A 21721-nucleotide genomic window follows, 5' to 3' on the forward strand; every position below is an offset into this window, starting at 1 on the left:
CGATGCCCGCAAGGACATCGCCGTTTGCACGTGGCCCGCGCGCGGTGCGCACGGGCGTGCACGCCTCGGCGTCAGATCTTCAGCTTCGTGACCTTCGTGCCGTTGATCGACACGTCGCCCATCAGGCCGGCGTTGGTCAGCACGATGACCTGGACCGGCGCGGTGGCCGTGGTCGTGTCGACCGCGCCGTTCGCGCCCATCTTCACGAGTGCGACCGATGCGCCGGCGCCGGCTGCCCAGCCGTCCGAGCCGCGGAATTCGTCGAGCGCTTCCTGCGTCATGAACAGGAACACGATGGCCTTCGACTGCGCGCCGGCCTGCAGGCCGACCGACAGCGACGACGTGTTGTAGTAGCCGACCGTGCTGCCGCCGACACGCAGCGCGCCGTTGCCCGTCTGGCCGCCGACGATGAAGCCTGCCTGGATCACGTCCGGGAACACGAGCACGCCGCGCGACTTCGCGACGAGTTCGCGCGAGCCCTTGACCGTGGAATACATGCGCGACAGCGTTGCGTCGACGCTCGAATCGATCGCCTGACGCTTCGACGCGTTGGTCGCGGCATTGTCGGGCTTGTCGGGGGTAGTGGTGCAACCGGTGAGCGCAAGGCTGCCGACGATGAGCGCAGCGGCGGCTTTCAGCACGAGGTTCCGTTTTTGCATCGTTCTTCTCCATCGGATGATGTTCGGAGTGAGTCTCGCTCAAGGAGCGGATCACGTCGGCAGTTATATCACAGTGGATTACAACCCCTTTTCGTCCGCGCATCAAAAAGCGTCAAATCGTTTCGCGGTGTCGCGGCGCACCAACGGACGGACCGGCGCGCGTACGGCAATACGTCGCGCGGCCGGCCGACGGACGGCAGGAAAGGGAAGCGGCAAAGCGGAGCGGTGGCCGCGCGTCAGTGCGGCGTGACGGGCGGTGCGGGCGGCGCGGGCGGCTTGATCGGCGGGCGCCGCAGCGCGCGGCGGATCAGCGCGATCACGACCCCGCAGGCGAACAGGAACGCGGCCGGCACGACCCAGTAGCCGACGAATGCGTGCCACAGATAACCGGCGAGCGTATTGCGGCGCACCACGTATTCGTCGCGGGCCGCCTGCTGACGCGCCGCATTGGCCGCGAGCACATCGGCCGGGCAGCCGGCCGCGCGCGCCGTGTCAGGATCGCCGTGGCACTTCGCGGCGGCACCCGCCGCCTGCTGCGCATCGGTCAACTGCCAGGTGGTCAGCGCGAGCTGCAGGTCGGCATTGTTGTACGCCATTTCCTCGCGGATCTCGCGTACGGCGACGATCGCGACGGGCACGGCCCAGAACACGATCACGATCAGCCAGCGGCGGAACCAGCGGTGTTGTCTCCATGCCATCCATGCCTCCGTTTGACGCGGCGTGCGCGTCCGTCTCGAGGGCGGCCCGATGGCGCTTCTTGTACTTGGATGGGCCGCGATGCAGCCATCATAGAAGAAATCGCGGCGAATTGCCGCACCATGTGGCGGTATTCGTACGGCGCGTGGGGAAAGCGGGGACGGCGGTGGAGCATCTCGCGGCCACGACCGCGACGCCGCCGCTGGACGGGCGGCGCGGCGACGCATCCGGCATCATCGCGCGCGTCGATGCGCGTGCAACCAAAATGAAAATGCCGCGCCCGCCGAAGCGGTGCGCGGCATTCGCGCGGGAGCGCCGGGCCTCAGGCAGCCGGCTGGCTGCTCAGGCAGCTCTTCATGAACGCCTTGCGGTCGTCGCCCTTCTTGTCGGCGGCCTGGGTGTTGCAGGCCTTCATCTTTTCCTGCTGGGACATCTTCTTCGCGGGCTTGGCCGACAGGCAGTCCTTCATGAACGCCTTGCGTTCGTCGCCCGTCTTGCCGGCTGCCTGGGTGTTGCAGGCCTTCATCTTGTCCTGCTGGCTGTTCGCCGCGAAAGCGGGGGAAGCCAGCATGCCGCCGAGAAGCACTGCGGCTACGAGCGATTGGATTTTCATTTCGACACTCCCATGGGGTGAATTGCGTTTTATATCGACGCCGTCACGAAGCCCGGCGCAACGGGAACAGGGTCAAGTCGCGCCGCGCGCTCCGATTATGGCAAATCAATGTGAAAACACCAAAACGGCATTCCTATAACGCGGTGGGCGGCGTCGCCGTTGACGGCGTGCGCACGCCGGCGATCAGGACAAACCATGATGCGGCGCGTTCGGCGCCGCTGCCGCGCACGTGACCTACCGGATGCCGGCCGCGAGCCATTACAATCGCGGCCATGAATACTCCGAACTCCGCAACTTCCTCGTCCGCGCCGGCGCTGCCGCGCATCGCCGTACTCGCCACCGGCGGCACGATCGCCGGCGCCGCGCCGGACGCCGCCAGCACGGCCGGCTATCAGGCCGGCGCGCTCGGCGTCAATTTCCTGCTCGACGCGGTGCCGGCGCTCGCGTCGGTCGCACGCATCGATGCCGAGCAGGTCGCCAGCATCGACAGCAAGGATCTCGCGCTGCCGCTGTGGAATACGCTCGCCGCGCGCATCGACGCGCTGATGGCCGATCCGGCAATCGACGGCATCGTGATCACCCACGGTACCGACACGCTCGAGGAAACCGCGTACGCGCTGCATCTGGTCGTGACCGGCGACAAGCCGGTCGTGCTGACGGCCGCGATGCGGCCGGCCACCGCGCTGTCGTCCGACGGTCCGCTGAACCTGCTGAACGCGGTGACGGTCGCCGCGCACCCGGGCGCACGCGGGCAGGGTGTGCTCGTCGCGTTCAACAACCGGATCCACGGCGCGCGCGATGTCGTGAAGACGAGCACCTACGCGGTCGACGCATTCCAGTCGCCGGAACTGGGCGCGCTCGGCTGGGTGCAGGACGGCCGCGTCGAATTCGCGCGCCGCGTGACGCGATCGCGCGACGCGTGCCTCGCGATCGCGGCCGCGTGGCCGCCGGTCGAAGTCGTCGCCAGCTACGCGGGCGTGACGCGCACGGCCGTCGACGCGCTCGTCGCGGCCGGCGTGCGCGGCCTCGTCGTGGCGGGCACCGGCAACGGGTCGATCCATGCGACGCTGCAGGCGGCGCTTGCCGATGCGGTGAAAGCGGGCGTGGCCGTGGTACGCGCGTCGCGCGTCGGCTCGGGGCACGTGATGCGCAACGGCGCCGCGAACGACGACGCGCTCGGTTTCGTGAGCGCCGGCTCGCTGAGCCCGTTCAAGGCACGCGTGCTGCTGATGCTTGCGCTCGCGAACGGCGTGCAAGGGCGCGACGCGCTGCAACGCGCATTCGACACGCTGTGAGCGCACGCCGTCGATCGGGCGGCGCGCATGAAAAAAGGCAGGCCACCGGCCTGCCTTTTTGCGTCAGCACTGCGCGAATGCTCAGGACTGCGGCGGAATCACGAGCTTCTGGCCCGGATAGATCCGGTCCGGGCTCGACAGCATCGGCTTGTTCGCCTCGAAGATCGCCGGGTACTTGTTCGCGTCGCCGTACACTTCCTTGGCGATCGCCGACAGCGTGTCGCCCGGCTTCACGTCGTGGTACTGAACTTCCGGATCGTCCGGCTGCAGATCGTCGTCGTTGACGCCCGCGACGCCTTGCACGTTGCCGGCCGCGACCTTGACCTTCGCCTTCGTGTCGAGGTCGGCGACGCTGCCCGACAGCGTGACGGTGCGCGATGCGCCGTCGAACGCGACGGTCAGGTTCGACGTGTCGAGACCTTGCGTGTTGATGTAGTTCTTGATCGCATCGGCCGCGGTCTGGTTCGCGGCATTCGGATCTTCCGCTGCTTGCGCATCGGCGTGACCCAGCAGTTTTTCACCCGCCTCTTTGATAAACGAAAGAAGACCCATCGCTGCACTCCCTAGGTGGTTGAAAAGAAAACGCGCCGTGAAGTGGCGAAAAAAACACCGCGCTGGGCGCGCTCACCGGGTGAGCGCAAGCGCGGCGGATTTCTCGAAAGGCGTGGCGAAAGTGTAGGCGTTCATCGCGACGATTGCATGAAAAATCGCACACCCGAACGTAAAGAAATGTAATACGCGAAATCCGACAGGCGGACACCCGACGACGACGTCTGACCGACCAAGGCTTCCCCGGCGCCGCCGGGTGCCGCTGCGGACCCCACCACGCCGCTCTCAGCCCAGAGCGGCGTTTTTCGCCCCGCCGCGCATGCATCTCGGCAATGCACGGCAGGGCGCCCCATCGCGATGCACGCCAAAGGCAGAGGCGCGCATCGATGCGACCGGCCGCAGCCGGATCGCGTGTGTGCGTCGCGCGTTCGCCGTTGCAGCGAAACGCGCGTCGTTGCGTCGGCGTTACGCGGCCGGCGCCTGGCCGATCTCGAAGTTCGACATGATTTCAAGCGCTCGCACGAGTGCCGAGTGATCCCACGCCTTGCCGCCGTGCGACGCGCATACGCTGAACAGCTGCTGCGCGCTCGCCGTGTGCGGCAGTGCGAGGCCGAGCTTGCGGGCGCCGTCGAGCGCGAGGTTCAGGTCCTTCTGGTGCAACTCGATGCGGAAGCCCGGATCGAACGTGCGCTTCGTCATGCGCGCGCCGTGCACTTCGAGGATGCGCGACGCGGCGAAACCGCCCATCAGCGCCTGGCGCACGCGCTCCGGATCGGCGCCCGAGCGGTCGGCGAACAGCAGTGCTTCGCCGACCGCTTCGATGTTCAGCGCGACGATGATCTGGTTCGCAACCTTGCACGTCTGGCCCGCGCCGTTCTCGCCGACGAGCGTGATGTTCTTGCCCATCTTCTCGAACAGCGGCTTCGCGCGCTCGAACGCCTTCTCCGGGCCGCCGACCATGATCGTCAGCGTCGCTTCGCGGGCGCCGACCTCGCCGCCGGACACCGGCGCGTCGAGGTAGTCGCAACCCAGCGCGTTGATCTGCTTCGCGAATTCCTGCGTGTCGAGCGGCGAGATCGAGCTCATGTCGATCACGAGCTTGCCGGCGGTCAGGCCCTTCGCGACGCCGTCGTCGGCGAACAGCACGTTGCGCACGTCGGGCGTGTCCGGCACCATCGAGATGATGATGTCGGCGTGCTGCGCGACTTCGGTCGAATTCGCGACGACCTTCGCGCTCGCGCGCAGGTCGTCGGGGATCGGGAACGCACCGTTCACGACGAGCTGATGATCGCCCTTGAGCAGGTTGCGCGCCATGTGCGCGCCCATGATGCCGAGGCCGATGAAACCGATGGTTGCCATGTGAATGTCTCCTATAGGGGGCGAAAGGGAAGGGCGGATCTCAGACAGCGCGACGCGCCGAGCCCGGTGCGCAGCCGGCGACGCCTTGCAGCCAGCCGAGCCCTTCCGTCGTGGTGGTGCGCGGCTTGTATTCGCAGCCGACGTAGCCGGCGTAGCCGAGCCGGTCGAGCAGCGCGAACAGGAACGCGTAGTTGATCTCGCCCGTGCCGGGCTCGTTGCGGCCCGGATTGTCCGCGAGCTGGACGTGGCCGATCGATGCGAGATTGCGTTCGATCGTCGCGGCCAGTTCGCCTTCCATGCGCTGCATGTGATAGATGTCGTACTGCAGGAACAGGTTGTCCGAGCCGACCGCGCGAATCACGTCGAGCCCTTCGGACGAGCGGTTCAGCGCGAAGCCCGGGATGTCGAAGCTGTTGCACGGCTCGACCAGCAGACGGATGCCTTCGCGCTTCAACGCATCGGCGGCGAAACGCAGGTTGTCGACGATCGTGACGAACGTCTTGTCGCGCGCCGTGCTCGCCGACGGGATGCCGACGAGGCAGTTCAGCTGCGGCACCTTCAGCGCCTTCGCGTACTCGATCGCACGGCCGACGCCTTCCTGGAACTCGCCGACGCGATCGGGCAGGCACGCGATGCCGCGCTCGCCCTGGTCCCAGTTGCCGGCGGGCAGGTTGTGCAGCACGAGGCGCAGGCGGTGCGTCTCGAGCCGCTCGGCGAGCTCCTCTTTCGCGTACGGGTACGGGAACAGGAACTCGACGGCGTCGAAGCCCGCGTCCGCGGCCGCCTTGAAGCGGTCGAGGAACGGCACTTCGTTGAACAGCATGGTCAGGTTTGCAGCAAACTTCGGCATGAGCTAAGCCTCTTCGGTCGGTCAGTCAAAAAATGTCGTGCGGATCAGTCGAGCATCGAGATCGCGGTCGGTGCATGCTCGGCCTTCTCGGCGAGTTCCTCGAACTCGTTGATCGCGTCGATTTCGGTGCCCATCGAGATGTTCGTCACGCGCTCCAGGATCACTTCGACGACCACCGGCACGCTGAACTCGTCCGCGAGCGCCTGCGCCTGCTTCAGCGCCGGCTCGATCTCCTCGGGCTTGAATACGCGCAGCGCCTTGCAGCCGAGACCTTCGGCGACCGCCACGTGGTCGACGCCATAGCCGTTCAGCTCTGGCGCGTTGACGTTGTCGAACGCGAGCTGCACGCAGTAGTCCATGTCGAACGCACGCTGCGCCTGGCGGATCAGCCCGAGGTACGAGTTGTTCACGACGACGTGCACGTACGGCAGCTTGAATTGCGCACCGGCGGCCAGCTCCTCGATCATGAACTGGAAGTCGTAGTCGCCGGACAGCGCGACGATCGGGCGGCGCGGGTCGGCCGCACGCACGCCGAGCGCGGCGGGGATCGTCCAGCCGAGCGGGCCGGCCTGGCCGCAGTTGATCCAGTTGCGCGCCTTGAACACGTGCAGGAACTGCGCGGCGGCGATCTGCGACAGGCCGATCGTGCTGACGTAGCACGTGTCTCGGCCGAACACCTTGTTCATCTCCTCGTACACGCGCTGCGGCTTGACCGGCACGTTGTCGAAGTGCGTCTTGCGCTGCAGCGTGCGTTTGCGTTCCTGGCACTCGGACACCCACGCGCTGCGATCCTTCAGCTTGCCGGCAGCCTTCCATTCCTGCGCGACGGCGACGAACAGCTCGAGCGCGGCCTTCGCGTCGGACACGATGCCGAGGTCCGGGCCGAACACGCGGCCGATCTGCGTGGGCTCGATGTCGACGTGCACGAACTTGCGGCCCTTCGTGTAGACCTCGACGCTGCCCGTGTGGCGGTTCGCCCAGCGGTTGCCGATGCCGAGCACGAAGTCGGACGCGAGCATCGTCGCGTTGCCGTAGCGGTGCGACGTCTGCAGGCCGACCATGCCGGCCATCAGCGGGTGGTCGTCGGCAATCGCGCCCCACGACATCAGCGTCGGGATCACGGGCACGCCGATCGTTTCGGCGAACTGGACGAGCAGGTCCTCGGCCGCCGCGTTGAGCACGCCGCCGCCCGACACGATCAGCGGCTTGTCCGCGTCGTTGAGCATCGCGAGCGCCTTCTCGATCTGCGCGCGGGTCGCCGCGGGCTTGTAGACCGGCAGCGGTTCGTACGTGTCGATGTCGAATTCGATTTCGGCGAGCTGCACGTCGATCGGCAGGTCGACCAGCACCGGGCCCGGGCGGCCCGAGCGCATCAGGTGGAATGCCTGCTGGAACACGCGCGGCACGAGCGCCGGCTCGCGCACGGTGACGGCCCACTTGGTGACGGGCTTCGCGATCGACTCGATGTCGACGGCCTGGAAGTCTTCCTTGTACAGACGTGCGCGCGGCGCCTGGCCCGTGATCGCGAGGATCGGAATCGAGTCGGCCGATGCGGAGTAGAGCCCGGTGATCATGTCGGTGCCGGCGGGGCCCGACGTGCCGATGCACACGCCGATGTTGCCCGGCGCGGCACGCGTGAAGCCTTCGGCCATGTGCGATGCACCCTCGACGTGGCGGGCCAGCACGTGGCTGATGCCGCCCGACTTGCGCATCGCGGAATAGAACGGGTTGATTGCCGCGCCCGGCACGCCGAACGCGGTCTGGATGCCTTCCTTCTCGAGCACGAGTACGGCTGCGTCGACGGCTCTCATCTTGGCCATGAATGTCTCCTTGAATGTGCGGATCTTGCGAATCGGTCTGTTGGGGACACTTTAGGGATGCAGGAAAGGTTTGATAAGATCAGCCGAAGTCGCTTATTTCGAAACTAAAAGTATGGAATGACGGCCGGACGGGGTTTCCCGCCGGTGTCGGAGCCGGGACGGAGACGGGAGATGGATCGTTTCAAGCAGATCGAGACGTTCGTGCGCGTCGCGGACGCGGGCAGCCTCGCGGCGGCCGCGCTCGAGGAGGGCGTGTCGCCGGTGGTGCTCGGGCGGCGCATCGACGCGCTGGAGAAGCGCCTCGGCGTGAAGCTGATGTACCGCTCGACGCGGCGGCTGGTGGTCAGCGAGGAGGGCGCCGCGTTCCTCGAGCGCTGCCGCGGGCTGCTGTCGGAATGGGACCAGGCCGAAAACGAGCTGGCCGCCGGCCGCCGCGCGGTCAGCGGGCACCTGATCGTGTCGGCGCCGGCCGCGTTCGGTCGCAAGCACGTGGCGCCGCACGCGCCCGGTTTCCTCGCCGACAAGCCGGAAATGCAGCTGTCGTTCAACCTGACCGATCGCGTCGTCGATCTTGTGCGCGAAGGCTACGACCTGTCGATCCGGATCGGCGGCTCGGTCGATCCGAACTTCGTCGCGGTGAAGCTCGCGTCGAACCGGCGCGTCGTGTGCGGCACGCCCGAGTACTTCCGCCGCCACGGCCGGCCAAAGTCGCTCGACGACCTGCTCAAGCACAACTGTCTCGCCTTCAACCTGCAGGGCGGGCAGAACCGCGGCTGGTATTTCCAGCGCCACGGCAAGATCGTGACGATGCGGGTGACCGGCAATCTCGACTGCAACGACGGCGAGCTGCTGCACCGCTGGGTCGCCGAAAGCCTCGGGCTCGGCTGGCGCTCGACTTGGGAGATCGCCGCGCAGCTCGAAACGGGCGAACTCGAGACGGTGCTCGACGAATATGCGCTGCCCGACTACGACATCCTCGCGGTCTATCCGCAGCAGCGCTACGTGCCCGCGCGCGTGCGCTACTTCATCGACTATCTGCGCGAAGCGTATGCGCGCCCCGGTTACTGGAGCAGCACGCCGTAACGGGCGGGGCCGGTTCCGGCATCTTTTTGCGCGTCATCGGCTTCACGCGGGAATAAACTCGACGCAGCGACGGTAAGGTCATCGAGTGCGCACGCTGCCGGTCTGTCCGGGCACCGGGCGCGGAACGGGCGCGGCTTCGGCCGCCGGGACCAGGGAGGCCACGTGGGGCAAGCCGGACAGGCGGTCGATGAACGGACGGAGAACGACGCGCTCGCGCGCGGCGAGCGTTTTCGCGCGCTCGTGCTGCCGCATCTCGACGCCGCGTACAACCTCGCGCGCTGGCTGAGCGGTAACGCGGGCGACGCGGACGACGTCGTCCAGGATGCGTGCATGCGCGCGCTGCGCTTCGTCGATTCGTGTCGCGGCGACAACGCGCGGCCGTGGCTGCTGACGATCGTGCGCCACACCTGGTACACCGAGTGGCGCCGCCGCACTCACGCGCACGAAGTGGCACTGCCCGACACGCTCGACGACGCGGAGGCGCCCGACGACTGGCAGCCGGCGACCGAGGATCCGCTCGCACAGCTGCTGCGCGGCGAGAACGTGCGGCTCGTGAACGCGGCGCTCGCGAAGCTGCCGCCCGAATATCGCGAGGTGCTGGTGCTGCGCGAGATGGAGGATTTGAGTTACCGCGAGATCGCGACGATTGCCGACGTGCCCGTCGGCACGGTGATGTCGCGGCTCGCGCGCGGCCGGCGCAGGCTCGCCGCGCTGCTGGGCGACGCGGCGGGGCCGGCGTCGGCGTCGGCGTCGGCGTCCAGACCCGCGCCGGGACGTGCGTCGGCAAGCGGAACCGCATCGGAGGCGATCGATGGACTGTAACGAAGCGCGCGCGCTGCTGGACGCGGACGTCGACCGCGAGCTGTCGGCGCCCGACGCATTGCGCGTCCAGCGGCATGTCGAAGGGTGCGACGCGTGCCGTCGCGAACGCGAACGAATCGTCGCGCTGGGGCGGATCGTGCGGCAGGCCGATTATCACCGCGCGCCGGACGCGCTGCGCGCGAGCATCGTCGCGCAGCTGCCGGCGGCGGGCGGCGCGGGAGCGCGCACGCAGACGCGTGCGCAAGCGCGGCCCGACGGGGCGGCGCGGCCGCGACCCCGGCCGAACGGCCGGCGCTGGTTCTCATGGCCGACCGGGCGCGGCGAGCCGGCTCGCCCGGCGCCCGCCGGGCCGGGAGCGCGTGCGCCCGCGCTGCCGGGGCTCGGCTGGGGCGTGGCGCTTCTGGTCGCGCTGGCCGCGGCTGCCGGGATGGCGGTGTCCGCGCACCGCGCCGAAACCGGCCAGACGGTCGATGAACTGGTCTCGAGCCACGTGCGGGCCGGCCTGTCGGCGCGCGACATCGACGTGATCCCCACCGACCGGCATACGGTCAAGCCGTGGTTCAACGGTCGGCTCGACTATGCGCCGCCGGTCGAGGACCTGTCCGCGAGCGGCTTTCCGCTGGCCGGCGGCCGGCTCGACTACGTGGGGCGGCGCCGCGTCGCGGTGCTGGTCTACCGATACCGCCAGCACGTGATCGACGTGTACGTGTGGCCGGCCGGCGTCGGGCGGCAGGCGGCGCCGTACGCGACCGTGTCGCAGGGTTACGCGCTCGACCGCTGGGATGCGGCCGGGATGACGTGGTGGGCCGTGACCGATGCCGAGCCGTCGGCGCTGGCCGCGTTCAGGACGGCGCTCGACACGCGGCTGGGCGGGGTGCGCAGCGAGTGACTGCGGCGCCCGTCGCCCCGCGCGGGATGCTCCGCCCCCGATTTGCGAACTGGCTTTCGCACCGCTTTCAGCGGCCGGAGCCATTCAAGTCGTTGAAAACATGGCCGAATCCGGTCGGAAATCGCCGATCGATGTTGCATGCGCCCCGTATCCGGGTTAGAATCTTCGGCTTCTCACTTGCCACACCGGTTCAGACGCCCGGGTGGCTTCAATCCACAAGGAGTGTGTAATGCGTCATTACGAAATCGTATTCATCGTGCACCCCGATCAGAGCGAGCAAGTGCCCGCGATGATCGAGCGTTACAAGACCACAATCACGACGCACGGCGGCCAGGTCCACCGTGTCGAAGACTGGGGCCGTCGCCAGCTGGCCTACATGATCGAGAAACTCGCGAAGGCTCACTACGTCTGCATGAACATCGAGTGCGACCAGACGACGCTCGACGAACTCGAACACGCGTTCAAGTTCAACGACGCCGTGCTGCGCCACCTCATCGTCAAGATGAAGAAGGCCGAAACCGGCCCGTCGCCGATGATGAAGGAAGTTCAGCGCGAAGAAGCCAAGAAGGCGGCTGCAGCTCAGCCGACCGAAGCGCAGGCTTAAGTTCGTCACTCATTAAGCCATCAAGGAGCGCGCCACTCACGTGAACAGGTTGCAATTGACGGCGAGCGTCGTCGAACGCGCACCGGTGCGATATACGCCGGCAGGTGTTCCGATTGCAAGCGCCACGTTGCATCACCGCACGGAAGTCGTCGAAGCAGGCATTCCCCGTCAGGTCGAAATGACGATCGAGGCGGTGGCGGCCGGTGAGGCGAGCGGCAAGCTGGAAAGCCGTGAAATGGGCGTCGAAACGCTGTTCACGGGCTTCCTGGCAAAGAAAAGCCGCAACGCGAGAACCTTGGTGTTTCACATCACTGCATTGCAGGACATAGGAAAGGACTGAAATCATGGCCCGCCCGACTGGTAAGAAATTCGACAAGCGTCGTCAGCAACAAAACCCGCTCTTCAAGCGCAAGAAGTTCTGCCGTTTCACGGCTGCCGGCGTCGAGCAGATCGACTACAAGGACACGGAAACGCTGAAGGACTTCATCGGCGAAAACGGCAAGATCACGCCGGCTCGTCTGACGGGTACGAAGGCGCACTATCAGCGTCAGCTGGATACGGCAATCAAGCGTGCGCGTTTCCTCGCGCTGCTGCCGTACACCGATCAGCACAAGGCGTAATCAGGCGACGCAATAAGGAGAATTCGAATGCAAATCATTCTGTTGGAAAAAGTCGCCAATCTGGGCAACCTCGGCGATATCGTCAAGGTCAAGGACGGTTACGCTCGCAACTTCCTGATCCCGAACCGCAAGGCTCGCCGTGCAACGAAGGAAGCGATCGCCGAATTCGAAGTTCGCCGCGCCGAACTCGAAAAGATCGCTGCTGAAAAGCTGGCGGCATCGCAGGCAGTCGGCGAGAAGCTGAACGGCCAGTCGTTCGAAATCACGCAGAAGTCGGGCGTCGACGGCCGTCTGTTCGGCTCGGTCACGAACGGCGACGTCGCGGAACTGCTGAAGAAGGCAGGTTTCGAAGTCGAGAAGCTGCAAGTTCGCATGCCGGAAGGCCCGCTGAAGATGATCGGCGAGCACGTCGTTCAGATCGCGCTGCACACGGACGTCGTCGTCGACGTCACGATCAACGTGATCGGCGACCACGCGTAAGCGTACGCAAGCTTGCCGGGCGGCTTCCGCCGTCCGGACAAGGGCAGGCGCCCGGGCAACCGGGGCCTGCCTTTTTTATTGCCGCATCACGGGTGGCCGGTATGGCGCCGAGCTGTGTAATTCGCGATAATCCCAACCCATGAACGCGCCGCAAGATCCTCAAATCGAATCGCTGAAAGTCCCGCCGCATTCGGTCGAAGCCGAGCAGTCGGTGCTCGGCGGCCTGTTGCTCGACAACGCGGCCTGGGACCGGATTGCCGACTTCCTGTCGCAGGGCGACTTCTATCGCTACGACCACCGGATCATCTACGAGCACATCGGCCGGCTGATCGCGTCGACACGCCCGGCCGACGTCGTGACCGTGTACGAAGCGCTGACCACGTCGGGCAAGGCCGAGGACGTCGGCGGTCTCGCCTACCTGAACGCACTCGCGCAGAACACGCCGAGCGCCGCGAACATCCGCCGCTACGCGGAAATCGTGCGCGACCGCGCGGTGCTGCGCCGGCTCGTGTCGGTCGCCGACGAAATCTCGGCCGACGCGTTCAATCCGCAGGGCAAGGAGGTTCGCCAACTGCTCGACGAGGCCGAATCGAAGGTGTTCTCGATCGCCGAGGAGGGTGCGCGCGGCAACCAGGGCTTTCTCGAGATCGGCCCGCTGCTCACGCAGGTCGTCGAGCGCATCGACACGCTGTATCACACCGCGAACCCAAGCGACGTCACGGGCACGCCGACGGGCTTCGTCGACCTCGACCGGATGACGTCCGGGATGCACGGCGGCGAATTGATCATCGTCGCGGGACGACCGTCGATGGGTAAGGCCCAGCCGCTCGACGCGCGCGTCCGGACGCTGACGGGCTGGAAGCCGATGGGCGAGCTGGCGGTCGGCGATGCGCTTGCTTCGGTCGACGGCGCGCCGTCGATCGTGACCGGCATCTACCCGCAGGGCGAACGCCAGGTCTACCGGGTCAGCTTTTCGGATGGGCGCTCGGCCGAATGCTGCGACGAGCACCTGTGGTGCGTCCATTTCCGCGAGTGGGAAAAGCCGCGCGTGCTGTCGACCGCGGAGATTCGCACGCTGCTCACGCGCGAGCGCTACCGGAACCGGTTGTGGATCGACATGCCGAGCGGTGAATTCGGTCATCGCGAGGCGCTGCCCGTCGATCCGTGGGTGCTCGGCGCGCTGCTGGGCGACGGTGCGCTCGGCGGTACGGCCGTGCGTTTCAGTGTGAAGGCCGAGGAAACGTTGAACCGGATGCGCGCGCGCGTCGACGCATCGCTCGAACTCGAATACGCGGGCCAGTACGACTGGCGCATCAAGCGTCGGTCATCGACGGCCGGCGCGGTCCGGCCGTCCGCCAATCCGCTCAAGGCTGCGCTCGAGCAGCTCGGTGTGTGGGGGGCGACGAGCTACGACAAGTTCATCCCGCGCATCTACCTCGATGCGGACAAGGGCGCGCGGCTGGATTTGCTGCGTGGGCTGCTCGACACGGACGGCTGGGTCGAATCGTGGGGCACGGTGCGTTATTCGACCGCCAGCGCGCAACTGGCGAGCGACGTGCGCGAACTGGCGCGTTCGCTCGGTGCGTGGTGCCAGATTACCGAAAAGGCGACGAGCTTCACGGTCGACGGCGAACGCAAGGCCGGTGCGATGGCCTACGTTTGCACGATCAGTCACCCGGATCCGCAGAGCCTGTTCCTGTTCGAGGGCAAGCGCGAGCGGCTCACGGGCGGGCGTGCGCGCCGCAAGATGCCGGTCATCGCCGGTATCGAGCCGACGCGCCGGACGGCCACGCAGTGCATTTCGGTCTCGCATCCGTCGCGGCTCTACGTGACCGACGATTACGTCGTGACCCACAATACGGCGTTCTCGATGAACATCGGCGAATACGTCGCGGTCGAGTACGGGCTGCCGGTCGCGGTGTTCTCGATGGAAATGCCGGGCACCCAGCTCGTGATGCGTATGCTCGGCTCGATCGGCCGGCTCGACCAGCACCGGATGCGTACCGGCCGCCTGACCGACGAGGACTGGCCGAAACTGACGCACGCGGTGCAGAAGATGAGCGAGGCGCAGCTCTTCATCGACGAGACGGGCGGCCTGAACCCGATGGAATTGCGCTCGCGCGCGCGGCGTCTGGCACGCCAGTGCGGCAAGCTCGGCCTGATCATCGTCGACTACCTGCAGCTGATGTCGGGTTCGTCGCAGGGCGAGAACCGTGCGACCGAAATTTCGGAAATCTCGCGATCGCTGAAGAGTCTGGCCAAGGAGCTGGACGTCCCGGTGATCGCGTTGTCGCAGCTGAACCGCGGGCTGGAGCAGCGTCCGAACAAGCGGCCGGTGATGTCCGACCTGCGCGAGTCGGGCGCAATCGAACAGGACGCCGACGTGATCCTGTTCATCTATCGTGACGAGGTCTACAACCCGGACAGCCCGGACAAGGGCACGGCCGAAATCATCATCGGCAAGCAGCGTAACGGCCCGATCGGGCCCGTTCGGCTCACGTTCCTAGGCCAATACACGAAGTTCGACAACTTTGCGGGGGCGCAGAACTTCTACGGCGAGTAACACTTCTTCGCCGGATGTAAACCGTTATTTCACCAAGCGTTGTATCCAATCCCGGCGCGCGCATATGCGCGCGTCGCGTCGCAACCGAAAACGGTACAATATCGCCCGTTTTCGTGACAGTCGTTTGACAATCTCTCAGGAATCCCATGTTCGGTCGATTCATGCCCACCGAGGGCAAGTTCTTTGAACTCTTCAACGCGCACGCGAAGCACATCGTTTCCGGTGGCCGCGAGCTCGAACTGCTGATCGACAATCTCGCCGACGCCGAGATTCACAAGCAAAACGTGCAGACCGCCGAGAAGGCCGCTGACAAGCTCACGCATGAAGCGATCGATCTGCTGCACAAGACCTTCATCACGCCGCTCGATCGCGACGAGATCCACAAGCTGATCACGACGATGGACGACATCCTCGACCTGATGGAGGACGTCGCGACGGCCGTGTCGCTGTACGACGTGCAGTCCGTCACGTCCGAGGCGAGCCAGCTCGCGCACATCGTCACGCAGTCGGCCCAGCACGTGCAGCAGGCGGTCGGATTGCTGTCCGACATGAAACAGTCGGCACAGATTCTCAAGCAGTGCGAGGAGATCGACCGCTGGGAGTCGGAGGCCGATCGCGTGCTGCGCGCGGCAATGTCGAAGCTGTTCCGCGAAGAAGACGACGTGAAGACGCTCATCAAGCTGAAGGCGATCTACGAACTGCTCGAGGAGATCACCGACAAGTGCGAGGACGTCGCGAACATCATCGAAGGCATCGTGCTGGAAAACGCCTGAGCGGACCACGATGCATTCGATACAACTCGCCCTATGGATGGTCGCGACGCTCGTGCTCGTCGCGCTCGTATTCGACTTCATGAACGGCTTCCACGACGCGGCGAACTCGATCGCCACCGTCGTGTCGACCGGGGTATTGAAACCCCAGCAGGCCGTGGTGTTCGCGGCCGCGTTCAACGTCATCGCGTATTTCATCTTCCACCTGAAGGTCGCGCAGACGGTCGGTAAAGGCACGATCGATCCCGAGATCGTCGACCACTATGTCGTGTTCGGCGCGCTGGTCGGTGCGATCGGCTGGAACGTGATCACGTGGTATTACGGGATTCCGTCGAGCTCGTCGCATGCGCTGATCGGCGGCCTCGTCGGCTCCGCGCTCGCCAAGTCGGGCTGGAGCTCGCTGAATATCGACGGCCTGATGAAGACCGTCGCGTTCATCTTCATCTCGCCGCTGCTCGGCTTCATCCTCGGCTCGCTGTTCATGCTCGGCGTGTCGTGGCTGTATTTCCGTACCGCGCCCAGCAAGGTCGACCGGCGCTTCCGCCGGCTCCAGCTGCTGTCGGCCGGCCTGTACAGCCTCGGCCACGGCGGCAACGACGCGCAGAAGACGATCGGCATCATCTGGATGCTGCTGATCGCGTCGGGGTATGCATCGGCGACCTCCGATGCGCCGCCCGCGTGGGTGATCGGCGCGTGCTACCTGTCGATGGGCCTCGGGACGCTGTTCGGCGGCTGGCGCATCGTGCGTACGATGGGCCAGAAGATCACGAAGCTCAAGCCGGTCGGCGGTTTCTGTGCCGAGAGCGGCGGGGCAATCACGCTGTTCATCGCGTCGTTCCTCGGCATTCCGGTGTCGACCACGCACACGATCACCGGTGCGATCGTCGGCGTCGGCGCGACGCAGAAGCTGTCGGCCGTGCGTTGGGGCGTGGCCGGCAATATCGTGTGGGCCTGGGTGCTGACGATTCCGGCGTCCGCGCTGATCGCCGCGGGCGGATGGTGGGTCGGTCATCAGATCTTCTGATTCCGACACAGCCGGACGACGCAAAATGCGCCGCAAACCGAAAGGTTGCGGCGCATTTTCTTTGGTGGTCGGGAAAGGGAGGGGCCGCGGATGGCGGGGTTGCCGTCGCGATGCGCGCGATCAGTAACTGCCGTTCGCGAAGCGGGCGATCGGGTCATCCGCAGTACCGGTGCGCGGGGCGAGCGGCGCGGATTGCGTCGACGCACGCAGCACCTGCACGGGCTCGGTGCCGCGCGGCGAGGGTGCGGCCGCCGCGGGCGGCGGCTCGGCATCGAACGCGGCAGCCTCGGCGGCCGTCAGTGCCATCGTCGGAATCTGCGTGCCGATCTCCGTCGGGGCTGCGTTCGCCGTCATGGCCGCCATGTCGCCATTCGCGGATGCCGCTTGCTGCCGGGCTGCCGGCATGCGCGCCGGCGGATGTTCGTACGGATCCGTGGCCGTTGCAGTTGCCGGCGCAACGGCTGCGGTCGTATCGACCGCAGCCGCCTGCATGACCGGCGCCGTCGCCGGCGCCGCGCCGGCTTGCGACGACGCGTACGCCGGCTGCCGAGGCGTGGCGGCCACGACAACCGGCGCCGGCGTGGCCGCCGGTGCATCGCGCCGCGCCTCGTAGGTCGGTGCATCGAACGGTGCCGGCGTGCCGCGCGGCGGCGCGACACGGCGAATGCCGTCGAAGCGCTTGGACCAGTATGGGTTCGTCAGGTAGTCGAGCCGCACCGTGCCGCCGGTCGACGGCGCGTTCACGAAGCGCAGCTTGCCGACGTAGATGCCGACGTGCGAATGCGGGCGGCCGGTCGTGTTGAAGAAGATCAGGTCGCCCGGCGCGATCTGTTCGGGGTCGATCGACACGCCGCGGCTGCTCATGTCGGCGGTCGTGCGCGGCAGGTTCACGTCGGCCGCGCGGCCGAGAACGTAGCGTACGAGCCCGCTGCAGTCGAAGCCGCTCGTCGGCGTGTTGCCGCCCCAGCGGTACGGCACGCCGACGAGGCTCATCGCCTGGATCGAGATCTCTTCCTGGCCGACGCTGTGATCGACGAATTTCGGGAAATTGGCCGGCGCGGGAAACGCGCGCGGCGTCGTGATCTTCATGCCGGAGGTGCGCGAAGCCGACTGCGGCGGCACGCTGGAACAGGCCGCGAGCAGTGAAACGACGGCGACGGGAACCCAGATTCGAAGCATGACAAGGCGGACGAGCGCGGCGCGCTCGCGAATCGTATGACAACAGACAGACCCGATGGTAGACGTTCCGGCGGGGCTTAGGCAACCATTCCTGAGAATTTACTTGAAGTTTCGCGCGTAAGTGAGGTCATTGCGTAACAGAGCATGACTAATGTTTCCGACCCCCAAAATAAAAACGGCGCTCCGGAAACGGAGCGCCGCATGGCGTCGACGGCCGGCAGACGGCCGGTCGCGCGTTACAGGATGTCCGACGCGTAGTCGGCGAGGCGCGAGCGCTCGCCGCGCGCCAGCGTCACGTGGCCGCTGTGGCCCCAGCCCTTGAAGCGGTCGACCACGTAGGTCAGGCCCGAGCTGCCTTCGGTCAGGTAAGGCGTGTCGATTTGCGCGATGTTGCCGAGGCACACGATCTTCGTGCCGGGGCCCGCGCGCGTCACGAGCGTCTTCATCTGTTTCGGCGTGAGGTTCTGCGCTTCGTCGATGATCAGGTATTTGTCGACGAACGTGCGGCCGCGCATGAAGTTCATGCTCTTCACCTTCAGGCGCGAACGGATCAGCTCCTGCGTCGCCGCGCGGCCCCATTCGCCGGCTGCGTCGTCGGTCTTCTGCAGCACTTCGAGGTTGTCGTCGAATGCGCCCATCCACGGCTGCATCTTCTCTTCCTCGGTGCCGGGCAGGAAACCGATGTCCTCGCCGACGGGCACGGTCGCGCGCGTCACGATGATTTCGTTGTAGCGCTTGTCGTCGAGCACCTGCGCGAGGCCGGCCGCGAGCGCGACGAGCGTCTTGCCGGTGCCGGCCTGGCCGAGCAGCGTGACGAAATCGATCTCCGGGTTCATCAGCAGGTTCAGCGCGAAGTTCTGCTCGCGGTTGCGCGCGGTGATGCCCCACACGTTGTTCTTGTGGTGGCTGTAGTCGCGCAGCGTCTGCAGCAGTGCCGTCTTGCCGTTCAGCTCGCGCACGATCGCATGGAAGGTCGGCTCGCCGTTCTGCGGCTCGAGATAGACGAACTCGTTGACGAGCATCGACGCGACGAGCGGGCCCGTCACGCGGTAATACGTGGTGCCCGTCTTCGTGTCCTGCCAGCTCTCCATGCCCTTCGCGTGCTTGGTCCAGAAGTCCTGCGGCAGTTCGCGCACGCCGGTATAGAGGAGGTCCTTGTCCTCGAGTACCTGGTCGTTGAAGTAGTCTTCCGCGGGCAGGCCGAGCGCATGCGCCTTGATCCGCATGTTGATGTCTTTCGACACCAGCACGACCTGGCGGTCCGGCCGGTCGCGTTGCAGCGCGCGCACGACACCCAGGATCTGGTTGTCGGCCTTGCCTTCCGGCAGGCCCTCGACGGGCGGAATGTTGGTGAGCGTCGTCTGGAAGTACAGGCGGCCGAGCGCCTCGCGGCTGCCGAGGCGCGACAGCGGAATGCCGTTCGTGATCGGGCCCGCGTCGGCGACCAGCGCGTCGAGCGTGCGGCTCACCTGGCGCGCGTTGCGCGCGACTTCCGACATCCCCTTCTTGTGGTTGTCGAGTTCCTCGAGCGTCATCATCGGCAGATAGACGTCGTGTTCCTCGAAGCGGAAGAGGCTGCTCGGGTCGTGCATCAGCACGTTGGTGTCGAGCACGAACAGCTTCTGCAGTTCGGCGTCGGCCGGCTTGCGGCCGCGCGACTTCGTCGCGGCGCCGGCATCGCGCGCGGGCGCGGCGGCCGGTTTCGCGGCGGCGGGCTTGTCGTGACGTGCCTCGACCGGTGCGGCGGGTGCCGTCTCGACCGGCGCCTGCATCGGCTGCAACAGCGCCGCGGTCTGTTTGCTCTTGCGGCCGCGTGCAGGCGTGCTCGCGGCTTGTTGCGCCGACGACGCGACAGCGCGCAGCGGCGCGGCCGTGTTCGCGGCTTCGGTCATCGGTTGGGCCACGCTGGCCGGGCCATAGTCACCGGCTGTGGATGCGTCCCCTTCGGCGGATTTCTTCGCGGCTTTCGCGGGCCGCGCTTTCGCCTTGTATTCGTCGGGCGGCAGCAGGCTGCCGAGCTTGCTGGGGGGAGTAGGCAAAGGCATGGTGTCCCTCGGGAGGAATCGTGTCGCATGAAGTGCGCCGCTGATCGCATCCTGCGTGACGTACACGCATGCAGTTTGCGCGCGGTGGCGCACAAGGAATATCGTTTAGCCGGTTCGCCTAAGTGTCGATCAGCTCCTTGACGGGGTGAGGGCCGGACCGAGGGCCGGCGCGCAATCCATAAAAAAAGCCGCTGCCCCGTCGACAGGGGCATGCGGCTCGGCTGATACCGTCGTAATGCGCGTCAGGTGCCGGGAAGCATCGCAACGGGCACCGGTGCAGCTACGAGAAATATGGGGCGAACTGGCATTCATTGCGGCCCAATATAACGCGGCTCAAAGCGCTTGTACAGCACTTAGCACGTCGTCCACGTGGCCGGGCACCTTGATGCCGCGCCATGCCTGGCGAAGCACGCCGTCGGCGTCGATCAGGAACGTCGAACGCTCGATGCCGCGTACTTCCTTGCCATACATTTTCTTCATCTTGATGACATCGAACAGCGCGCACAGCGCTTCGTCGGCATCGGAGATCAGCGGGAACGGCAGTTCGAGCTTTGCCTTGAAGTTGTCATGCGAGCGCAGGCTGTCGCGCGATACGCCGATGACTTCGGCGCCGGCCTTCTTGAACTTCGGATACAGATCGCGGAACTGCAGGCCCTCGGTCGTGCAGCCCGGCGTGTTGTCCTTCGGATAGAAATACAGGACGAGCTTCTTGCCTTTCAGGTCGGACAGCGAAATGTCGCCGCCCGTCGCCGGTGCGGTGAAATCGGGAACTTGACGGTCAACTTCGACGGACACGTGTTTCTCCTGTTGTTATGGAAAGGCGCCGCTCGGGCGGCGCGGTACGGCGGGACGTCGCGGCGGCACACCGCAAGGGCAGGGCCGGCTGCGCCGGCGCGCGCGAACTCAGTCGGGCTGGACGATCAGTTCGCCGGAGCGGCCGGGAATTTCGCCCCACGTGACAGGGTACGATGGCAGCGAGTCGCGGTCCAGCGTCGCGTGGTAATCGCCCATCGTCGCAAACGTATGGCCCTGCGCGCGCCACCCGGCGAGCAGTTGCTCGAACACCGGCGCGAGCTTCTGGCCTTCCAGTTCCGCATGCAGCGTGAAGACCTGGTCGTGCGGATTGGTCTGCGTGAACTTCAGGATATGCGCGGCGACGTTGTGCGTGTCGATGCCGTCGATGCCGAGCACTTCGTCGAGCGTCGGCAGCGTGGTCGGCATCTGCACGTGCGACAGCGTGCGGCCGCCGACGACCGGCAGGTACGGCGAATGGCCGCGGCCGTCGGACGCGTAGCGCATGCCCCATGCGTCGATCTGCTCGAACGCCGCGTCGTTCATCTGCCAGCCGGCTGCGCCGTGCGTGACGGGCGGCGCGCCGAAGATGTCGACGAAGCGTGCGTGGCTCTTCTGCATTTCACGCGCGGTCCAGTCGCGATCGCGCACGCGCACGTTGTCCTGCCAGTACACGTGATCCCATGTATGGATCCCGCATTCGAAGCCGGCCTCGTGGATCGCGCGCATGTCGGCGATCGCGCGGCGGCCGATGTCGGGGCCCGGCAGCAGCACGCCGTACATCAGTTGCTTCACGCCGTAATGCTCGACCACCGACGTGCGCGACACCTTCTTCAGGAAGCCCGGGCGAAACACGCGCCGCAGCGCCCAGCCCGTGTGATCGGGCCCGAGGCTGAAGAGGAAGGTCGCGCGCGCGCTGAAGCGGTCGAAGATGCGCGCGAGGTTCGGCACGCCTTCGCGCGTGCCGCGCAGCGTGTCGACGTCGATCTTGAGGACGATACGAGCCAAG

At 66.3% G+C, this 21721-nt stretch carries 22 protein-coding genes and 1 pseudogene; 12 read left to right on the forward strand and 11 right to left on the reverse strand.

Going from position 1 to position 21721, the window contains the following annotated elements; translation table 11 throughout:
* Window positions 1-71 precede the first annotated feature (71 nt).
* From HW466_RS14585 to HW466_RS14595, 3 genes are all read right to left on the reverse strand, one after another.
* Window positions 72-659: a BPSL1445 family SYLF domain-containing lipoprotein gene (locus tag HW466_RS14585; RefSeq protein ID WP_059449922.1), complete on the reverse strand. Its 588-nt coding sequence runs from the start codon at window positions 657-659 to the stop codon at window positions 72-74.
* Between the two features lie 236 nt (window positions 660-895).
* Complete coding sequence (locus tag HW466_RS14590; protein WP_059449921.1) at window positions 896-1357, reverse strand: hypothetical protein; 462 nt, start codon at window positions 1355-1357, stop codon at window positions 896-898.
* Window positions 1358-1677: 320 nt separating this feature from the next.
* Window positions 1678-1968, reverse strand: a complete 291-nt coding sequence (locus HW466_RS14595) for a PsiF family protein (RefSeq protein WP_044843641.1) — start codon at window positions 1966-1968, stop codon at window positions 1678-1680.
* A 272-nt stretch (window positions 1969-2240) separates the two neighbouring features.
* Here HW466_RS14595 and HW466_RS14600 point away from each other — a divergent pair, with 272 nt between their 5' ends.
* Window positions 2241-3263 carry an asparaginase gene (locus HW466_RS14600; protein ID WP_059798054.1) on the forward strand — a complete coding sequence of 341 codons (1023 nt, stop codon included), beginning with the start codon at window positions 2241-2243 and terminating at the stop codon, window positions 3261-3263.
* An 81-nt stretch (window positions 3264-3344) separates the two neighbouring features.
* Here the strand turns inward: HW466_RS14600 and lysM are convergent, their stop codons facing one another.
* The 4 genes from lysM to gcl form a co-directional block, all read right to left on the reverse strand.
* On the reverse strand, window positions 3345-3815 hold the full coding sequence (gene lysM / locus HW466_RS14605) for a peptidoglycan-binding protein LysM (RefSeq protein WP_021162125.1): 471 nt from the start codon (window positions 3813-3815) through the stop codon (window positions 3345-3347).
* A 462-nt stretch (window positions 3816-4277) separates the two neighbouring features.
* A complete protein-coding gene (locus tag HW466_RS14610) occupies window positions 4278-5186 on the reverse strand; it encodes a 2-hydroxy-3-oxopropionate reductase (protein WP_338144915.1) in 909 nt (302 codons plus the stop codon).
* A gap of 25 nt (window positions 5187-5211) precedes the next feature.
* Window positions 5212-6021 (reverse strand): hydroxypyruvate isomerase, encoded by an 810-nt coding sequence (gene hyi / locus HW466_RS14615; RefSeq protein WP_151005920.1) that lies wholly within the window; start codon window positions 6019-6021, stop codon window positions 5212-5214.
* Between the two features lie 44 nt (window positions 6022-6065).
* Entirely contained in the window at window positions 6066-7841 is a 1776-nt protein-coding gene (gcl, locus tag HW466_RS14620; RefSeq protein WP_059449917.1) for a glyoxylate carboligase, read from the reverse strand.
* 171 nt (window positions 7842-8012) lie between these two features.
* Between gcl and HW466_RS14625 the strand changes: the two genes are divergently transcribed.
* From HW466_RS14625 to HW466_RS14670, 10 genes are all read left to right on the forward strand, one after another.
* Window positions 8013-8924, forward strand: coding sequence for a LysR family transcriptional regulator (locus HW466_RS14625; protein WP_059449916.1), 912 nt, complete (start codon window positions 8013-8015; stop codon window positions 8922-8924).
* Window positions 8925-9086: 162 nt separating this feature from the next.
* The gene (locus HW466_RS14630; protein ID WP_174905729.1) at window positions 9087-9746 is read left to right on the forward strand and encodes an RNA polymerase sigma factor; all 660 of its coding nucleotides are present in this window, start codon (window positions 9087-9089) and stop codon (window positions 9744-9746) included.
* Complete coding sequence (locus tag HW466_RS14635) at window positions 9736-10635, forward strand: anti-sigma factor family protein (protein ID WP_176316086.1); 900 nt, start codon at window positions 9736-9738, stop codon at window positions 10633-10635. The genes HW466_RS14630 and HW466_RS14635 overlap by 11 nt, the downstream gene beginning before the upstream one ends.
* A 229-nt stretch (window positions 10636-10864) precedes the next feature.
* Window positions 10865-11239, forward strand: a complete 375-nt coding sequence (gene rpsF, locus HW466_RS14640) for a 30S ribosomal protein S6 (protein ID WP_060348399.1) — start codon at window positions 10865-10867, stop codon at window positions 11237-11239.
* Window positions 11240-11279: 40 nt separating this feature from the next.
* Window positions 11280-11579, forward strand: a complete 300-nt coding sequence (priB, locus tag HW466_RS14645; RefSeq protein WP_006486250.1) for a primosomal replication protein N — start codon at window positions 11280-11282, stop codon at window positions 11577-11579.
* Between the two features lie 4 nt (window positions 11580-11583).
* Window positions 11584-11859, forward strand: a complete 276-nt coding sequence (gene rpsR, locus HW466_RS14650) for a 30S ribosomal protein S18 (RefSeq protein ID WP_004193360.1) — start codon at window positions 11584-11586, stop codon at window positions 11857-11859.
* A 27-nt stretch (window positions 11860-11886) separates the two neighbouring features.
* Complete coding sequence (gene rplI / locus HW466_RS14655) at window positions 11887-12339, forward strand: 50S ribosomal protein L9 (protein WP_059449913.1); 453 nt, start codon at window positions 11887-11889, stop codon at window positions 12337-12339.
* 139 nt (window positions 12340-12478) lie between these two features.
* Window positions 12479-14902, forward strand: a complete 2424-nt coding sequence (gene dnaB, locus HW466_RS14660) for a replicative DNA helicase (RefSeq protein ID WP_059503147.1) — start codon at window positions 12479-12481, stop codon at window positions 14900-14902.
* A 146-nt stretch (window positions 14903-15048) separates the two neighbouring features.
* Window positions 15049-15675, forward strand: a complete 627-nt coding sequence (locus tag HW466_RS14665; RefSeq protein ID WP_044847234.1) for a DUF47 domain-containing protein — start codon at window positions 15049-15051, stop codon at window positions 15673-15675.
* A 10-nt stretch (window positions 15676-15685) separates the two neighbouring features.
* Entirely contained in the window at window positions 15686-16696 is a 1011-nt protein-coding gene (locus HW466_RS14670) for an inorganic phosphate transporter (RefSeq protein WP_059449911.1), read from the forward strand.
* 120 nt (window positions 16697-16816) lie between these two features.
* On the opposite strand, the gene HW466_RS14675 is transcribed toward HW466_RS14670, so the two are convergent.
* The gene (locus HW466_RS14675) at window positions 16817-17875 is read right to left on the reverse strand and encodes a C40 family peptidase (RefSeq protein WP_174905991.1); all 1059 of its coding nucleotides are present in this window, start codon (window positions 17873-17875) and stop codon (window positions 16817-16819) included.
* 236 nt (window positions 17876-18111) lie between these two features.
* The gene (locus HW466_RS14680) at window positions 18112-19920 is read right to left on the reverse strand and encodes a PhoH family protein (protein WP_059450031.1); all 1809 of its coding nucleotides are present in this window, start codon (window positions 19918-19920) and stop codon (window positions 18112-18114) included.
* On the opposite strand from HW466_RS14680, the pseudogene HW466_RS32290 reads away from it, so the two are divergent.
* Window positions 19816-20061: pseudogene (locus tag HW466_RS32290) on the forward strand (hypothetical protein); the annotation flags it as partial. The gene HW466_RS14680 and the pseudogene HW466_RS32290 overlap by 105 nt on opposite strands.
* A 192-nt stretch (window positions 20062-20253) precedes the next feature.
* Here the strand turns inward: HW466_RS32290 and HW466_RS14685 are convergent.
* Window positions 20254-20715 (reverse strand): peroxiredoxin, encoded by a 462-nt coding sequence (locus HW466_RS14685; protein WP_006756046.1) that lies wholly within the window; start codon window positions 20713-20715, stop codon window positions 20254-20256.
* A gap of 108 nt (window positions 20716-20823) precedes the next feature.
* A complete protein-coding gene (locus HW466_RS14690) occupies window positions 20824-21720 on the reverse strand; it encodes a polysaccharide deacetylase family protein (protein ID WP_059538091.1) in 897 nt (298 codons plus the stop codon).
* Window position 21721: the final 1 nt, after the last annotated feature.

Source organism: Burkholderia territorii (assembly GCF_902833055.1).
In the GTDB taxonomy this organism is placed as follows: Bacteria; Pseudomonadota; Gammaproteobacteria; order Burkholderiales; family Burkholderiaceae; genus Burkholderia; species Burkholderia territorii.

What these genes read in the sequence shown, in the direction of transcription:
- HW466_RS14585 (WP_059449922.1), bottom strand. Translation starts at nt 659, where the DNA reads ATGCAAAAACGGAACCTCGTGCTGAAAGCCGCCGCTGCGCTCATCGTC.
- HW466_RS14590 (WP_059449921.1), bottom strand. Translation starts at nt 1,357, where the DNA reads ATGGCATGGAGACAACACCGCTGGTTCCGCCGCTGGCTGATCGTGATC.
- HW466_RS14595 (WP_044843641.1), bottom strand. Translation starts at nt 1,968, where the DNA reads ATGAAAATCCAATCGCTCGTAGCCGCAGTGCTTCTCGGCGGCATGCTG.
- HW466_RS14600 (WP_059798054.1), top strand. Translation starts at nt 2,241, where the DNA reads ATGAATACTCCGAACTCCGCAACTTCCTCGTCCGCGCCGGCGCTGCCG.
- lysM (WP_021162125.1), bottom strand. Translation starts at nt 3,815, where the DNA reads ATGGGTCTTCTTTCGTTTATCAAAGAGGCGGGTGAAAAACTGCTGGGT.
- hyi (WP_151005920.1), bottom strand. Translation starts at nt 6,021, where the DNA reads ATGCCGAAGTTTGCTGCAAACCTGACCATGCTGTTCAACGAAGTGCCG.
- gcl (WP_059449917.1), bottom strand. Translation starts at nt 7,841, where the DNA reads ATGGCCAAGATGAGAGCCGTCGACGCAGCCGTACTCGTGCTCGAGAAG.
- HW466_RS14625 (WP_059449916.1), top strand. Translation starts at nt 8,013, where the DNA reads ATGGATCGTTTCAAGCAGATCGAGACGTTCGTGCGCGTCGCGGACGCG.
- HW466_RS14635 (WP_176316086.1), top strand. Translation starts at nt 9,736, where the DNA reads ATGGACTGTAACGAAGCGCGCGCGCTGCTGGACGCGGACGTCGACCGC.
- rpsF (WP_060348399.1), top strand. Translation starts at nt 10,865, where the DNA reads ATGCGTCATTACGAAATCGTATTCATCGTGCACCCCGATCAGAGCGAG.
- rpsR (WP_004193360.1), top strand. Translation starts at nt 11,584, where the DNA reads ATGGCCCGCCCGACTGGTAAGAAATTCGACAAGCGTCGTCAGCAACAA.
- rplI (WP_059449913.1), top strand. Translation starts at nt 11,887, where the DNA reads ATGCAAATCATTCTGTTGGAAAAAGTCGCCAATCTGGGCAACCTCGGC.
- dnaB (WP_059503147.1), top strand. Translation starts at nt 12,479, where the DNA reads ATGAACGCGCCGCAAGATCCTCAAATCGAATCGCTGAAAGTCCCGCCG.
- HW466_RS14665 (WP_044847234.1), top strand. Translation starts at nt 15,049, where the DNA reads ATGTTCGGTCGATTCATGCCCACCGAGGGCAAGTTCTTTGAACTCTTC.
- HW466_RS14670 (WP_059449911.1), top strand. Translation starts at nt 15,686, where the DNA reads ATGCATTCGATACAACTCGCCCTATGGATGGTCGCGACGCTCGTGCTC.
- HW466_RS14675 (WP_174905991.1), bottom strand. Translation starts at nt 17,875, where the DNA reads ATGCTTCGAATCTGGGTTCCCGTCGCCGTCGTTTCACTGCTCGCGGCC.
- HW466_RS14680 (WP_059450031.1), bottom strand. Translation starts at nt 19,920, where the DNA reads ATGCCTTTGCCTACTCCCCCCAGCAAGCTCGGCAGCCTGCTGCCGCCC.